The organism is Rhodoluna sp. (assembly GCF_044239955.1).
GTDB lineage: Bacteria > Actinomycetota > Actinomycetes > Actinomycetales > Microbacteriaceae > Rhodoluna.
In genome coordinates this window covers 1-14097 of the sequence record NZ_JBIIAL010000018.1, presented here as the reverse complement: position 1 = coordinate 14097, position 14097 = coordinate 1, and the positions used below count along the sequence as shown (strand labels likewise).

The window sequence follows — 14097 nt, the reverse complement described above, 5'->3', positions numbered from 1 at the left end:
GCGGCTTCGACCAATAGATCTAACCGAGTCGCTTCCAAACCGGGGGATCCAGGAATGCATTACTAAACCGAAAGCTTATGAAGCTAGGGCTTTTTCTACGACCATTTACTACTCTAGCCCTGATTGGGGCAATAAAGTCAAGAACTTTTTTGCAGGCTCCGGGGCCAACTAGTCAAGATATTCCAGACCCACAACCACAGTTACCGGGTCCGGAAACTGGTCCGAAACCGCGATTATGGAGCCTGGGAATCTGGCCGCTAACGCCTCTGCCTCATCACGAAAACCCTCTTCGGAGATGAAAACCAAGGTGTTTGTTGATGTTGGGGATCCTGGATCGGTGTCACCGAGGCTAGAGGTGGAAACGATGTTCCAGCCTTCCTGGGTTAGCTCTTCGCCAATTGCAGGAGCAATGCCGGTGTCAGTTCCATCTATTACCGACACCTGAACCTGAGGAACGAAGGGAAGTTCTGGCATCATCACGCTCAAATCTGCGATCCGAAGACCCATAAGTCCCCCAAATGCCAGCAGCCCGGAAATGGCTGTCAGGGTAAGAAATGACCGAATGTAATCCATGGCTTTTTTTGGTGCAAGGTGCTTTCCACCGATACCAAGATTGGGATCAGCTCTCTCTTGCACTTTGTCTTCCATGGTTGCCTTTATGAGATTGGGCGTTGAGCTTCTATATTGGCACTTGGGGCCTAGGAAAGGAAACTGGAGATGGACTACCCGATCAAGAAGTCAGACCAGCAATGGCGCGAGGAACTAAGCGAGTTTGAGTACCAGGTACTTCGCGAGGCCGGAACCGAACGGGCTTTCACCGGTGAGCTACTGAATGAGCATCGCACCGGAATCTTTCGCTGTCGCGGTTGTCAGGCAGAGCTTTTTCGAAGCACTACCAAGTTTGAGTCTCACTGTGGCTGGCCAAGCTTTTATGAGCCAAAAGCAGAGGATGCAGTTGAGCTTCTGGAGGACAGAAGTTTTGGAACAGTGCGAACTGAAGTTAGATGCCGAGCCTGCGGCTCGCACCTAGGTCATGTATTTGAAGATGCCCCACAAACCCCAACGGGTGATCGCTATTGCATCAATTCAGTGAGCATCACATTTGAAGAGTCAAACTAAATGATCATTGGGCTTGGAACCCTTATAAATGTTGTAGCCATCGTTGTTGGCGCAGCGGCCGGAGTGCTACTTGGTAATCGCCTAAGTGAAAAAACTTCACGGGTGGTAACTGACGGCCTTGGGCTAGTGGTTTTGGTGCTTGGCGGACTTAATGTCATGTCCCTTCTTGACGAAGAACTTGTTTCGGCGGTTGGCCCTGGAATCCCGCTGCTAATCGTGATTGGCGCGATCCTCATTGGTGGAATCATTGGCTCAGCTCTTCAGATTGAGCAGCGACTTGAGAAACTTGGCGCATTCCTGCAAAAGAAGTTTGCCAAAAAAGGCTCAAAGGGCTCGAAGGAAAAATTCATCACCGGTTTCGTGAATGCCTCTCTGGTATTCACCATTGGTCCACTGGCAATTCTTGGAGCTTTGAGTGACGGACTCGGCCAAGGGATTGAACAGCTTGCCACAAAGTCAATCCTTGACGGATTTGCATCTTTGGCTTTTGCTGCGAGTTTGGGCTGGGGCGTTGCTTTATCGGCAATCCCGGTTGGCCTTTGGCAAGGCTTGATTACCGTCCTAGCCTTCTCGGTTGGTGCTGTGGTTTCAGCTCCATTGATATCGGCTCTAACCGCTACCGGTGGGGTATTACTTCTTGGTGTTGGGTTGCGACTTCTTCAAATTAGGCAAGTGGCGGTTGGCAATATGCTGCCGGCTTTGATTGTGGCTCCGGTTATCACGCTGATTGTCCTAGCCATCTAGCCAGTGGCCAAATTGTGGGGCCGACCAGGGGACTTGAACCCCTAACCCCCGCATTACAAGTGCGGTGCGCTACCAATTGCGCCAGGTCGGCCTGCAGCTCGAAAGCTACGTAGAAGGCGGGAACCCCCATACCTCCTCGAAAAGCATATCAGTTTGTCGGAACTAAAGCGAAAAACCCGAAGCGGTGAGTAGCGAGCTACTACCATCTACTACCAAATCTGAAGCTAAGGAGTTTGAAAAGTCAAAGCTGATTATGGGATAAGGAACTGGCACTCGTGTTTATTTGGGGGTTTATTGTTTGGAAGCAAAGATAAAGAGACTTGGCTGACTGATTAACGTAGGGAAAGAAAAACCCCGCGGCACTGGCCGCGGGGAATTCTCTTCTGAGTAAGTTTTCCCTACTCGGCTGGTCCAGCGGTCACTAATTGGACAAACTGAGCAAAACGAGCTGGACTTGCAAGCTCTTCGCCAGTAGACCAGGTGTACTGCTGACCATTAACAAAAATGGCCGGCGTTCCAGTAACCATGAGATCAGTGCCTGGGATTGGTTCAGACAACGCTCTTTCTGTTGCGTCCTTTATAAACGAGCCAAACATCTTGGAGTTGATACAACTGCTTACAGGCTCAATGTTGGTTACGCCAACTTCCTGGGCAAATGCAATCAGGTCGGAGTTCTCGGGACCAGCGGCTCCTTCAGTTGGCTGAGATTGGAACAACCTGGTGTTGTATTCAAAGAAGTTGTCCGGGGAATAGTCCGCCACACACATCGAGGCATTAGCTGCTCGCGAAGAGAACGCGTTTGGGGACCCTCGGCCATCAAGGAACGAAAGTGGGTGAAGCTCTAAAGTAGCCGCGCCAGAGTCGACCCAGTTCTTCAACTGCTCGGAGTTTGGCAACTCGAAGATTGCACAAATCGGGCACTGGTAATCAACGTAAACAAGAATTTCCACTGGGTTCGGCTGGGTCTCCGGTGGCGAGAATTCGGGGGTGTAGACCTGCAATCCACTTCCAACCTTTACCCCGTCGTTGAAGCTTGCGTTCACCGGAACCGCTTGAGACTGGGTGCTGGCGGAAAACACCGCAAAAGCGATCGCTCCTGAAGCCACGAGTACAGAGGTCACGATACCGATCTGAATAAGGATGCGGTTGCGCTTATCGCCTTTTTTCTGCTGGTCTCGCATGGCTCTAGCCTTTTCACGAGCGGCTTCACGTTGTTCTGATCTGGTAGGTCTCGGGGTGTTTGAGGTCATTTTGGTAGTTTACAGGACGATTCTTGGCTCTGCGGGTTAGGGCTGCCTTGGATTCTGGTGGGATACTTGAAGCATCCATCGGGGCCTTCCGATGGTGAATTCACAAAGGATCGTCCGGCACGTACCTGCCGGTGAAGGAGAATCACCATGGCAACAGTTAAATTCGATAAAGCCAGCAGAACATATCCTGGCGGCACCGCAGCAGCAGTTGACTCTATAGAACTAGATATCGCCGATGGCGAGTTCTTAGTTCTAGTTGGTCCTTCCGGTTGCGGTAAGTCAACAACTCTTCGCATGCTTGCAGGGCTCGAAGAAGTTAACGGCGGGAAGATCTATATCGGTGACCGTGACGTCACAAACATCCCACCAAAAGATCGCGACATTGCGATGGTTTTCCAAAACTATGCTCTCTACCCACATATGACCGTGGCCGAGAACATGGGTTTCGCTCTAAAAATTGCAGGCGTTGCCAAAGAAGAAAGAGCAGCGAGAGTTCTCGATGCGGCAAAGCTTTTGGATCTTGAGCCTTACCTAAACAGAAAGCCAAAGGCCCTCTCCGGTGGTCAGCGCCAGCGAGTTGCGATGGGACGAGCAATCGTTCGTAAGCCTCAGGTGTTCTTGATGGACGAGCCGCTATCTAACTTGGACGCAAAGCTTCGAGTTCAGACCAGAACTCAGATTGCATCACTTCAGCGTCGTCTAGGAGTCACAACTGTTTACGTGACCCACGACCAGGTTGAGGCCATGACCATGGGTGACCGCGTTGCCGTTTTGAAAGACGGGGTGTTGCAGCAAGTTGCGACCCCTCGTGAGCTTTACGAGGCTCCGAAGAACGTCTTTGTTGCTGGCTTCATCGGCTCACCGGCCATGAACCTGCTTGAGGCCGACATCGTTGATGGTGGCGTGAAGTTTGGAAACACTGTGGTTTCAATTCCTAGCAACATCCTTGCCAAGACCAAGGCCAAGAGGGTAACTCTTGGTATCAGACCAGAAAACATCGATGTTTCAAAGACCAAGGGAATCTCTGTGGAGATTGACGTGGTCGAGGAACTTGGATCTGATGGCTACCTTTACGGTAGGGCCAAGCTCGATAGCGGAGAAATCGAGCTAGTTGCTCGCGTTGATGGACGCGACCACCCGCACAAGGGCGAGACAGTTTTCCTAAACCCAGAAGGTGGCATTATGCACATCTTCGACGTGGAAACAGGAGAGCGTCTTAACTAGCGCAACATGACCCAAGCACTTGATATAACGGCTGCCACGGTCGATCCGGCTCTATTAGATCTTCCGTGGCATTTGCCGTTGGAGAACTGGCCCGAAGAAAACATTGCTTCTTTGCCCAAGGGTCTTTCAAGGCATACCGTTCGCTTTGCTCACCTGAGTGGCCACGTCATTGCAATCAAGGAAACTCTTCCAGATCTCGCAAAGCGCGAATACGAAATGCTCAAAGATCTTCAAAAACTATACATCCCTTGCGTTGAACCTTTTGCAAACATCAAGAATCGAAGTGACAGCCATGGGAACGAATTGCCAGCTGTCTTGATTACTCGGCACCTTAAGTTTTCACTTCCCTATCGTGCGATGTGGTCGCAGGGGCTTCGCGCAGAAACAGCAACCAGATTGGTTGATGCACTTGCCGTGCTACTAGTGCGCTTGCACTTAGCGGGATTTTTCTGGGGAGACGTCTCTTTGTCAAACACACTCTTCCGTCGTGATGCTGGTGCATTTGCCGCCTACCTAGTAGACGCGGAAACTGGTCAGCTTTATGAATCGGGACTCTCCAATGGCCAACGTGAGAACGATCTAGAGATTGCGAGAGTGAATATCGCCGGTGAGCTCATGGACTTAGTTGCTAGCGGTAGAGCAGGCGAAGGAGTAGACCCAAATGCCACGAGCGAAAGAATCGTAAACAAGTATCGGGAGCTCTGGAAAGAGCTAACTGCCGCTGAGGTAATCAACATGGATGAGCGTTGGAGAATCAACCAGCGGGTGGATAGGCTCAACGACTTAGGTTTCGATATTGAAGAGTTAATGATCAAAGCTGACGAGACTGGAAACAGTCTCAAGATTCAACCCAAGGTAGTGGACGCAGGTCATCACACCCGAAGGCTAATTCGGCTGACCGGTTTGGATGTTCACGAGAACCAATCCCGTAAATTACTTAATGACTTAGATGCCTTCAGGGTCAAAATTGATCCCGAAGGGGACGAGGAAGTGCTAGCCCACCGTTGGCTGAGCGAGGTCTTTGAGCCCGTAATCAAGGCCATCCCCCGCGAATATTCTGGACGTCTAGAACCAGCTGAGGTTTTCCACCAGGTGCTACTTCACCGCTGGGACCTAGCGGAGAAGCTAGAAAGAAAAGTGCCTCTGGAAGAGGCAGTTAATTCTTATGTAGTGAACGTCTTGGCTTATAGAAGAGACGAGGAGGCGCTAATTGCTCCTGTTACTGAGGCAATTACTTTGCCTACCGCAATCCCCTCAGGAAACATCGAGGTGGATGAAGAAGAGGAAGGCGACTGGCGAGATAAGGTCTAGAGCTTAGGTCTGGATTTGGAAATCTCGTAAAGCGCTACCGAAGCGGCGATACCGGCATTCAAAGACTCAGTTTCTTTGGCAATCGGAATAGACAAAACTGCGTCGCAGTTTTCCTGAACTAATCTAGATAGGCCTTTACCTTCTGAACCGACAACCAAAACTAGTGGTTCGTTAGATAAGTTGAATTTTGGCAGTGACATATCTCCCCCGCCATCCAAACCAACAACAAACAGTTTTCTTTTCTTGAATTCCTTTAGGGTTGCGTTCAGGTTCGCTGCAAGAGCAACTGGCACTCTTGCCGCCGCACCTGCTGAAGTTTTCCAAGCCGAAGCGGTCACACCAGTTGATCTGCGCTGCGGCAAGATAACTCCGTGGCCACCAAACGCCGCCACTGAACGAATAATCGCACCGAGGTTTCTAGGATCCGTGATTCCATCGAGAGCAACAAACAACGGTGTCGCACCGCGCGATAAAACTTTGTCTAGTAGTTCCATGGGGTGGGCGTAGTTGTATGGAGGAACTTGAAGCGCAACTCCCTGGTGCACAGAATCGAAACCAGTCAGCCGATCAATTTCTGGGCGGGTTACTTCGGAAATTGGAATCTTTCGCAAATTCGCCAAGGTGATAGCTTCTTTGACCCTGTCATCCATCTCAATTCGAGAGGCAAGATACAAAGTCGATGCTGGCACTTTGGCGCGCAGGGCTTCGAGAACTGAGTTTCTTCCAGACAGAACCTCGAAGCTCTCGGTCGCCTTGGTGATGCGCCTGCCTTTGCGGGCAGCAGCTCCTGCCACACCCGCAGTTTTTGGACCGGATGCTACAAACTCGCCCTTGCGACCTACTCGAACTCCAGCAGCTTTTTTCTTATCCGCAGACTTTTTGGCGCGGAAGGCTTTATGACCCTTGCGATCTTCGGCTTTGGGTGTTGGACCCTTGCCTTCGAGTCTTTTGCGGCCATGGCCGCCAGTTCCTACGCTTGGGCCTTTTTTGCCTTTAGCCGATCCCGGTCTTGCAGCTTTACTAGGCACCTAGGCTCCAATTGGTTGAGCCAGCTTCATCCTCGAGGGTGATTCCAGCGATCTTTAGCTGATCGCGGATGCGATCAGAAGTTTCAAAGTCTTTATTATCTCTTGCTGTTTTTCTTTGCTCAATCATGGTCTGCACTAACTTGTCCAAAGCGGAATGGGCCTCAGCTGATCCCTTCGTTTGCCAAATGGCATCCAGCGGGTTGATGTTCAGCACGTTCACTATACCCAGAACTGCAAAGTATGCCTCTGCTGCCTCATTCATGTTTTCGGCGTCCAGGGCTGTGTTTCCAGCTCGCACAGTTTCGTGCAGCACAGCAAGTGCTGATGGCATATTGAGATCGTCATTCATGGCCTCAATAAACTTCTTGGGCAGCGAAGTTGACCCGCTAGGTCCCTTAGGGGATTTGTTGTCGCTTAACTTGCGTCCGGCACGTTCAAAGAAAGAGGTAATTCTTTCGATTGCGGCTTCGGCTTCTTGAATGACACCCTCGTTGTAATCCAAGACAGATCGATAGTGCGCAGAACCTAGGTAGTAACGAAGAGCTAAAGCATTTGCATCGGTTAGAACATCGCTAACCAATATCGAGTTACCGGCAGATTTGCTCATCTTTGCTCCAGCCACGTTTACGAGGCCATTGTGAAGCCAGTAGTTCGCAAAGTCGTGTCCCGCAGCGCGGGATTGGGCAAGCTCATTTTCGTGGTGTGGAAAACGAAGGTCCAAACCGCCGCCGTGAATGTCAAATTGAGTCCCTAGATATTTCACGCTCATTGCGGAGCATTCGATGTGCCAGCCGGGTCTGCCTCTTCCAAACGGTGAATCCCAGGATGCATCCAATGGCTCAGAGTCTTTGTGGGCTTTCCAAAGAGCAAAATCTCTAGGGTCTTTCTTGCCCCTGGAATCAGCTTCAGTGTCTGCAATTAGGTCGTCTTTGGCTTGATTCGTAAGCTCGCCATAGCTTTTCCAGCTGCTGGCGCTAAAGAAGACATCAGCTGAGTTCTCAACCTGATAAGCGTGACCCTTGGAAATTAGCAACTGAATTAGCTCAATCATTTCCATGATGTTGCCAGTTGCCCTTGGTTCATAGCTAGGGGTTCCGATGTTGATCTTGCGATAGGCGCTAGCAAAAGCCTGTTCGCATTCAAAAGCTAGACCCCACCATGATCTTTTTTCGGCTTTGGCGTTATCTAAAACCTTGTCATCAATATCTGTCACATTTCGAATTAGCGTGACATCATTGCCAAGAGTTTGGAACCAGCGAACTAGCTGATCGTAAACAAGGGCTGAACGCAAGTGACCTAGATGAGGCATCGACTGGACCGTCGGTCCGCATAGGTAGATTCCTACCTTGCCCTTTTCTAAAGGCACGAAGTCTTTTAGTGACTGGGTTTTGGAATCAAAGAGCTTCAGGTTCACGAGCCCAAGCCTACCTTTCGCACCAAACTGGTGGCCACAGCCGCCAACCCCTCGTCACTTCCTAAAAATCCCATTCCATCGGTGGTGGTAGCTGAAACACTTACCGGAGCGCCAATAATAGCCCCTAGGTGAGTTTCAACTTCCAACCTTCTAGGTGCAAGCTTTGGTCTGTTTCCAATCAACTGCACTGAGACATTAACTGGTTCAAAGCTTTGCTCCTTGAGTAGTTCCAAGGTGGCCTTTAGAAAAACTTCTCCTGAAGCTCCCGAGTACTCAGGACGGTCCACTCCAAAGTTTGATCCGATATCTCCAAGGTTTGCAGCCGACAGCAAAGAGTCAACAATCGCATGAGCAATGACATCGCCATCGCTGTGGCCTTCAAGAGCTAGCTCCCCGGGCCACTCCAACCCTCCAAGATAGAGAGTCTTTGTCTTGTCATCGCTGTAGCGGTGAGCATCTGAACCAATTCCGGTTCTGGCGTGAGCTAGCAAGTACGTTTGTGCTCTCTCGAAATCCTCGGCGGTGGTTATCTTCATGGCTTGCTCTTCGCCCGGGATCATCATGACGGTGCCACCAATTGATTGAATTAGTGCGGCGTCATCAGTGAATTCTTGCGTGGCACCCACATGAGCTGCCACCAAAACACTGGCTGGGAAACCCTGCGGGGTCTGAGCACGAACCAGGTCAGATCGCTCAATTGTTTCTTGGATTGCATCGCCTTTGTACCTCTTTATGGTGTCCGCAACGTGCAGTGCTGGAATAACGCCAATCTGGTTTTCAAAGACTGCCTGCGCTACCCGATTAAACAAATCGCTAGAAGCTAGCGACCTTGCAGAATCATGAACCAAAACAATATCGATGCCACCTGCTATTACCGCCAAAGACTCAGAAACTGATTGCTGCCTGGTGGCGCCGCCAACGACCACCCGAATATCCACACCCTGATTAGAAAGCTGTTTTTCAAATTCCAGAGTCTGGCTTAGGTGAGATTCTGGAACAGCGATGATTAACTGCTTGAGGTTGTCGGTTGCGAGCGCCCGAAAAACGCTGTGTTCTAGAAGTGATTTTCCGGCTAGTTCAACGAAGGCCTTGGGTTCTTTTGCTCCTAGGCGCTCACCTTTACCTGCAGCTAGTAGAACCACCGCTACTGAGCGTTGGGTCATCGTTCTAGTCTTTCCTAGGAAGCCAGAACTTGGTCTAGCAAGACGCCGGCTTTTTCTTCGTCTGTCTTTTTAGCAAGCGCTAGTTCGGAAACTAGAATCTGACGGGCCTTAGCAAGCATGCGCTTTTCACCAGCAGAGAGTCCTCGGTCCTGATCTCTTCTCCATAGGTCTCTGACAACCTCAGAAACCTTGACTACGTCACCGGAAGCTAGCTTTTCTAGGTTGGCCTTGTATCTTCTGGACCAGTTAGTTGGCTCTTCAATAAACTCAGCGCGCAACACATCGAAAACCTGCTGAACACCCTTGCGATCAATAACATCGCGAACTCCAACCATTTCGACATTGGCGGCTGGAACCCAGATTGTTAGATCACCCTGGGCAACCTTCAGCTGAAGGTACTTTTGGGTAGCGCCACGGATGTTTCGGTTTTTAACCTCTACGATTTTTGCTGCGCCGTGATGTGGATAAACGACGGTTTCGCCAACCTCGAACTTCATGTGTTGGATTCCCTTCAGAAACCACTATTTTACCACAGCTAAGGCCTTTATTCCTGCCGTAAACTAGGAACTAATGCCCAATTAGGAGGATCATTGCTAGTTCGTCGGATCACAATCGCTTTGGCAGCCACAGCCATGACACTTGGTTTGAGCGCCTGCAGCCTTAGCGGCAACGTAGCGTCTTTGGATCCCTACTCCCCTAGCGATGGCCAGCAAATTGACCTTGAATCCGTGAAGGCTCGTAACTTTATCTACCTAGTGGGCGACAGCGGTCGAGGCTTCTTGATTGGCTCCTTGGTGAGCACCTCACCAACAGATATGCGGGTGAAGCTTCAGTATGTGGACCCAGCAACTGATGAGCGAACAGATGTCTTTTTTGATGTACCAGCAGGATCCAAAATTGACTTTGGCTATAACGGCAATCCCGCGCTCGAGCTACCGGTTGTTGAGGTGCCAGGTCAAACTGCAAAGTTCTATCTTTTGGAAAGCGACAGTATCAGCGGAATAATTCAAGTGCCAGTTTTGGATGGAACCCTGGCTGAGTACCGAATGCTCCTTGAGCAGCTAGAAGCCCAGCAACCAGAGGAATCTGAAGAAAACTAAACTTCGAGCTTGTAACCCAAGCCTCGCACGGTCTGGATGTATTTCGGCCTAGCAGGATCTTCTTCAACTTTTGAGCGCAGTCTTTTTATGTGAACATCCAAGGTCTTGGTGTCGCCGAAGTAATTTGATCCCCAGACGCGATCAATAATCTGGCCTCGGGTCAAAACGCGATTCACGTTTTCCATCAGTAGCTCCAGTAACTCAAATTCCTTGAGTGGCAGCGTTAGGGGGTTTCCATTGAGAGTCACCACATGACGATCCGAATCCAATCGAAGCTCGCCAGCAATCAGGACTGACTCGACAGTAATCGGGGGCTCAACTTGCCTTCTTAGGACAGCCTTGATTCTTGCAAGGAGTTCCCTGGTTGAGTACGGCTTAGTGATGTAATCGTCAGCGCCGATCTCAAGCCCAACAATTTTGTCAATCTCTGAGTCCTTGGCAGTGAGCATGATGATTGGAACATTAGAACTTTGTCTAATCTGTTTGCAAACCTGGTTACCATCAATTTTTGGAAGCATGAGATCCAAAAGGATTATGTCAGCGCCTGATTTCTCATAGACCTGTAAGGCTTCTTCGCCATCGACTGCAATCGATACATCGTGGCCCTCTTTTTCGAGGAAAAACACCAGTGCCTCTCGAAGGGACTGCTCATCTTCAACAACCAAGACTTTGGCCATTACTTTCCTTCCCTAACTAGGTCGATGGTGCCAGTGGCTGGGTCTGAGGCTGTTGCTAACGGAACCCGGAGGGTGAAAGTCGATCCAACCCCGACCTGGGAGAAAAGCTTTACCTCTCCGCGGTGAATCTTGGCTACATGCTTGACGATGCTAAGACCAAGGCCGGTGCCTCCGGTTTCTCTTGACCTCGAGGGATCGGCTCGGTAGAAACGTTCAAAAATTCTCTCCTGATGCTCGGGGGAGATTCCAGAACCTGAGTCTGTGACTGCGATTTCAGCAATCGAATCTTTAGCACTGCAGCCAATTCCAACGCTGGTTCCCTGATCCGAGTAGCTGATGGCATTTTCAACGAGATTCTTAACCGCGGTGATCAACATTTCTTTGTTTCCAAAAACTTCAAGTGGTGGAGCTTGTTCTGTAACCAATCTAATTTTTCTATTTGCCGCAAGCTGTTCGTTTCGATCAATTGCCTCCGCAACAACCTCATTTAGATCAATGAGTTCTGCATCAGCAATTACCTCTTCAGATTGAAGTCTGGAAAGTTTGATAATGTCTTGGACCAAAAATGTAAGCCTGCTAGATTCCTTATCTAAGCTGGACGCAAACTTGGCAACAGCAGCACGATCGTCTCCAGCTTCTTGAATGGCTTCGGAAAGCAAGGCAATTGCACCGATAGGTGTTTTTAGTTCATGTGAAATGTTTTCAATAAAGTCACGTCTTGTTTTGTCTAGTCGAATGTCGCTGCCTCTATCTTCTAGAACCAGAACAACGTAGTCACCCTCAACTAGCTTCGCCTTTGCTGCAACGGACACCTTTTCCTTAGCCAGGCCCACTCGCAAGATTCCTTCGAAGGATTCAATTTCTGATCCAGACCTGGCACGTTGAGAAAGTTCAATGAGCTCACCGTGAACAAGTAATCCCCGGGAGACCAGACCGTAAGATTCAGCCCAACTGTTCGTCCCAACTACCTTGTTTGATCCTTCGACAACAATTCCTACCGAACCCATGAGCTCCAGAACTTCCGCAACGAGATCTGGGATGGATAGCTTCGATTCACTGGACTTTGATGAACGCCTGCTAATAATCCAGCCGAGCGCGGTTCCTAGAATCAGAATCAGCACACCGCCGAGAATGATTGCCGCAAGACCCAATGTGTTCACATTGTTAACCATATGACCCGCGAAAGCGGTCAAAGTGCCAAAAACCTCGAAAATAGAGGTAATTTTGAACTAGGTTTGGTGTTTATTTGGCTCCCGTTAACCAACGGGTGGGATATTCACTAAGTAAATCAAAGAAGGGAAACATCGATGCGCGAGGTATTCCAAAGTGAACTGCTCGAGGTTCAGGAGCGCCTGGTCGACATTTCTCGTTCCGTAGTCACAATCCTTGAAAAAGCCACTGACGCTTTCCTTACCAACAACGTTTCCCAGGCCGATCAGGCCCTTGAGATTTCGGACGCTAATGAGGATAAGGCTCTGGCCCTGGATGAACTTGTAATCAAGATCTTGGCCCGCCAGTCCCCAGTGGCCAGAGACTTGAGAGTGCTGGTGTCTGCACTGCGAATCAGCGCAAGCTTGGAGCGCATGGGCGCTCTTGCCTGCCACCTAGCTTCCATAGCCCGTTACCGCTTTCCGGGTTCTGCTGTTCCTGACTCTTTGAGAAAGACCTTCGAAGAGATGAGCGCATTGGATATACAGCTAGCAAAGAAACTTACAGAGGTTCTGCAGAATGCAGACGTCGATTTGGCTAGAGCTATTCAAGCTGAAGACGAGAGAGTTGACGAGCTGCACCGCAGCGTCTTTGAAGTAGTCCTTTCAGACAACTGGAAAGAAAACGCAATGTTTACAGTGGACGTAACTTTGGCAAGCCGCTACTTCGAGCGCTTTGCAGACCACGTCGTAGACATCTCAAGCAAAGTAACTTACCTAACCACCGGTGAGTGGCACGAGACCGAATAGTTCTTTACTCTTTGCCTTGATTGGCAACAGCGGCCTGACCAGCGGCTGCGGCTGCAGGGTCGAGATATTCTCCACCTTTTACAACTGGCTCGAAGTTAGCATTCAGCTTGTACAGCAAAGGCATGCCGGTTGGAATGTTTAGCTCCGCGATGTCTTCATCGGAAACGCCATCAAGTAGCTTCACAAATGCCCGCAGTGAGTTCCCGTGAGCGGTAACCAACACAGTCTTTCCTGAACTTAGGTCCGATTTGATTTCTTCCCAGATTGGAAGGAATCTAACCAAAACATCCTTGAGGCATTCGGTGCGAGGAAGATCGCTCCCTAAATCCTTGTAACGCTTATCGCCTGCCTGGGAATACTGGTCGCCGTCCTCTATCGGTGGTGGTGGAACGTCAAAGCTTCTGCGCCACAGCTGAAATTGCTCTGGGCCATAGGCTTCGAGAGTTTGAGCCTTGTCTTTTCCTTGCAAAGCTCCGTAGTGACGCTCATTTAGCCTCCAAGAGCGCTTGACGTCAATCCAGCCTCGATCGGCGATATCCAAAGCGATGTTTGCGGTGTTGATGGCTCGCTTTAATAAAGAGGTGTAAAGAAGATCTGGCTCCAGGCCTGACTCGGCGAGCAGTTCTCCTGCCCTTTTTGCTTCTTGCCTGCCCTGGTCACTTAGATCAACATCAACCCAACCAGTGAATAGGTTCTTCTGATTCCAGGTGCTGTTACCGTGGCGGAGCAAAATCAGTGTGTGTTGAGTAGTCATTATTCTCCAAGTTTAGGCGCTTTGCTTGCGCCACCTAGTTTGAGTCGAGGAAGTTTGGGAACCTCAACCACCTTGCCGGCTGACTGCGGAACAATAATCTCCTGAGTAGCGGCAATCATTCCCCCGCTAGAGCTGACTTCTAGTGACGCATCCTCAGTTACTGAGCGAGAGATAACCGCCAAAGCAATCGGGCCCATTTCAAAGTGCTGCGCGGCAGAGGTTATTTTCCCAACAACTTTCTCTTGCCCAGAGACTCGAACCTCGTCTCCAACATCTGGAAGTGAATGCTCCGAGCCATCCAAGTGCAAGAAAGTCAGTCTTCGTGGCGGATGACCGAGGTTGTGAACTTTAGCTA

The 14097-nt window shown here is 50.0% G+C and carries 16 protein-coding genes and 1 tRNA gene; 6 read left to right on the top strand and 11 right to left on the bottom strand.

The window, feature by feature from the left end; translation table 11 throughout:
- Positions 1-168: 168 nt before the first annotated feature.
- Positions 169-636 carry a LytR C-terminal domain-containing protein gene (locus tag AC9UFE_RS05705; RefSeq protein WP_509546723.1) on the bottom strand — a complete coding sequence of 156 codons (468 nt, stop codon included), beginning with the start codon at positions 634-636 and terminating at the stop codon, positions 169-171.
- Positions 637-717: 81 nt separating this feature from the next.
- On the opposite strand from AC9UFE_RS05705, the gene msrB reads away from it, so the two are divergent.
- Together msrB and AC9UFE_RS05695 are read left to right on the top strand one after the other, a co-directional pair.
- A complete protein-coding gene (gene msrB, locus AC9UFE_RS05700) occupies positions 718-1119 on the top strand; it encodes a peptide-methionine (R)-S-oxide reductase MsrB (RefSeq protein ID WP_509546720.1) in 402 nt (133 codons plus the stop codon).
- Positions 1120-1863: a DUF554 family protein gene (locus AC9UFE_RS05695; RefSeq protein ID WP_509546717.1), complete on the top strand. Its 744-nt coding sequence runs from the start codon at positions 1120-1122 to the stop codon at positions 1861-1863.
- Positions 1864-1878: 15 nt separating this feature from the next.
- Here the strand turns inward: AC9UFE_RS05695 and AC9UFE_RS05690 are convergent.
- Both AC9UFE_RS05690 and AC9UFE_RS05685 read right to left on the bottom strand, forming a co-directional pair.
- Positions 1879-1954 (bottom strand) — tRNA-Thr (locus AC9UFE_RS05690).
- A 307-nt stretch (positions 1955-2261) separates the two neighbouring features.
- Positions 2262-3113, bottom strand: coding sequence for a DsbA family protein (locus tag AC9UFE_RS05685; protein ID WP_509546714.1), 852 nt, complete (start codon positions 3111-3113; stop codon positions 2262-2264).
- 147 nt (positions 3114-3260) lie between these two features.
- Here AC9UFE_RS05685 and AC9UFE_RS05680 point away from each other — a divergent pair, with 147 nt between their 5' ends.
- On the top strand, positions 3261-4337 hold the full coding sequence (locus tag AC9UFE_RS05680) for an ABC transporter ATP-binding protein (RefSeq protein ID WP_509546711.1): 1077 nt from the start codon (positions 3261-3263) through the stop codon (positions 4335-4337).
- A gap of 6 nt (positions 4338-4343) precedes the next feature.
- Positions 4344-5648 (top strand): DUF4032 domain-containing protein, encoded by a 1305-nt coding sequence (locus AC9UFE_RS05675; RefSeq protein ID WP_509546708.1) that lies wholly within the window; start codon positions 4344-4346, stop codon positions 5646-5648.
- Here the strand turns inward: AC9UFE_RS05675 and rlmB are convergent.
- The 4 genes from rlmB to AC9UFE_RS05655 are packed head-to-tail and all read right to left on the bottom strand — an operon-like array spanning position 5645 to position 9750.
- Complete coding sequence (gene rlmB / locus AC9UFE_RS05670) at positions 5645-6676, bottom strand: 23S rRNA (guanosine(2251)-2'-O)-methyltransferase RlmB (RefSeq protein ID WP_509546705.1); 1032 nt, start codon at positions 6674-6676, stop codon at positions 5645-5647. The genes AC9UFE_RS05675 and rlmB overlap by 4 nt on opposite strands.
- Positions 6669-8090: a cysteine--tRNA ligase gene (gene cysS / locus AC9UFE_RS05665; protein WP_509546703.1), complete on the bottom strand. Its 1422-nt coding sequence runs from the start codon at positions 8088-8090 to the stop codon at positions 6669-6671. Before cysS ends, rlmB begins: the two co-directional genes overlap by 8 nt.
- Positions 8087-9253: a 2-C-methyl-D-erythritol 4-phosphate cytidylyltransferase gene (ispD, locus tag AC9UFE_RS05660; RefSeq protein WP_509546700.1), complete on the bottom strand. Its 1167-nt coding sequence runs from the start codon at positions 9251-9253 to the stop codon at positions 8087-8089. The genes cysS and ispD overlap by 4 nt, the downstream gene beginning before the upstream one ends.
- Before the next feature lie 14 nt (positions 9254-9267).
- Complete coding sequence (locus tag AC9UFE_RS05655; RefSeq protein ID WP_509524849.1) at positions 9268-9750, bottom strand: CarD family transcriptional regulator; 483 nt, start codon at positions 9748-9750, stop codon at positions 9268-9270.
- Positions 9751-9843: 93 nt separating this feature from the next.
- Between AC9UFE_RS05655 and AC9UFE_RS05650 the strand changes: the two genes are divergently transcribed.
- Entirely contained in the window at positions 9844-10353 is a 510-nt protein-coding gene (locus AC9UFE_RS05650; RefSeq protein ID WP_509546697.1) for a hypothetical protein, read from the top strand.
- On the opposite strand, the gene AC9UFE_RS05645 is transcribed toward AC9UFE_RS05650, so the two are convergent.
- Entirely contained in the window at positions 10350-11030 is a 681-nt protein-coding gene (locus AC9UFE_RS05645; protein ID WP_509546695.1) for a response regulator transcription factor, read from the bottom strand. The two genes, AC9UFE_RS05650 and AC9UFE_RS05645, sit on opposite strands and share 4 nt — an antisense overlap.
- Positions 11030-12190 carry a sensor histidine kinase gene (locus AC9UFE_RS05640; RefSeq protein ID WP_509546693.1) on the bottom strand — a complete coding sequence of 387 codons (1161 nt, stop codon included), beginning with the start codon at positions 12188-12190 and terminating at the stop codon, positions 11030-11032. Before AC9UFE_RS05640 ends, AC9UFE_RS05645 begins: the two co-directional genes overlap by 1 nt.
- Positions 12191-12337: 147 nt before the next feature.
- Here AC9UFE_RS05640 and phoU point away from each other — a divergent pair, with 147 nt between their 5' ends.
- Positions 12338-12988, top strand: a complete 651-nt coding sequence (gene phoU / locus AC9UFE_RS05635; protein ID WP_509546690.1) for a phosphate signaling complex protein PhoU — start codon at positions 12338-12340, stop codon at positions 12986-12988.
- Positions 12989-12992: 4 nt separating this feature from the next.
- On the opposite strand, the gene AC9UFE_RS05630 is transcribed toward phoU, so the two are convergent.
- Entirely contained in the window at positions 12993-13742 is a 750-nt protein-coding gene (locus tag AC9UFE_RS05630) for a phosphoglyceromutase (RefSeq protein ID WP_509546688.1), read from the bottom strand.
- Positions 13742-14097 (bottom strand): glycine cleavage T C-terminal barrel domain-containing protein (locus tag AC9UFE_RS05625; protein ID WP_509546684.1); only part of this gene is annotated, 356 nt, incomplete at its 5' end. The genes AC9UFE_RS05630 and AC9UFE_RS05625, both read right to left, overlap by 1 nt.

Excerpts from the sequence above, each read along its gene's own strand:
- msrB (WP_509546720.1), top strand. The coding sequence starts at position 718 with ATGGACTACCCGATCAAGAAGTCAGACCAGCAATGGCGCGAGGAACTA.
- AC9UFE_RS05695 (WP_509546717.1), top strand. The coding sequence starts at position 1,120 with ATGATCATTGGGCTTGGAACCCTTATAAATGTTGTAGCCATCGTTGTT.
- AC9UFE_RS05680 (WP_509546711.1), top strand. The coding sequence starts at position 3,261 with ATGGCAACAGTTAAATTCGATAAAGCCAGCAGAACATATCCTGGCGGC.
- AC9UFE_RS05685 (WP_509546714.1), bottom strand. The coding sequence starts at position 3,113 with ATGACCTCAAACACCCCGAGACCTACCAGATCAGAACAACGTGAAGCC.
- phoU (WP_509546690.1), top strand. The coding sequence starts at position 12,338 with ATGCGCGAGGTATTCCAAAGTGAACTGCTCGAGGTTCAGGAGCGCCTG.
- ispD (WP_509546700.1), bottom strand. The coding sequence starts at position 9,253 with ATGACCCAACGCTCAGTAGCGGTGGTTCTACTAGCTGCAGGTAAAGGT.
- AC9UFE_RS05645 (WP_509546695.1), bottom strand. The coding sequence starts at position 11,030 with ATGGCCAAAGTCTTGGTTGTTGAAGATGAGCAGTCCCTTCGAGAGGCA.
- AC9UFE_RS05675 (WP_509546708.1), top strand. The coding sequence starts at position 4,344 with ATGACCCAAGCACTTGATATAACGGCTGCCACGGTCGATCCGGCTCTA.
- AC9UFE_RS05630 (WP_509546688.1), bottom strand. The coding sequence starts at position 13,742 with ATGACTACTCAACACACACTGATTTTGCTCCGCCACGGTAACAGCACC.
- AC9UFE_RS05655 (WP_509524849.1), bottom strand. The coding sequence starts at position 9,750 with ATGAAGTTCGAGGTTGGCGAAACCGTCGTTTATCCACATCACGGCGCA.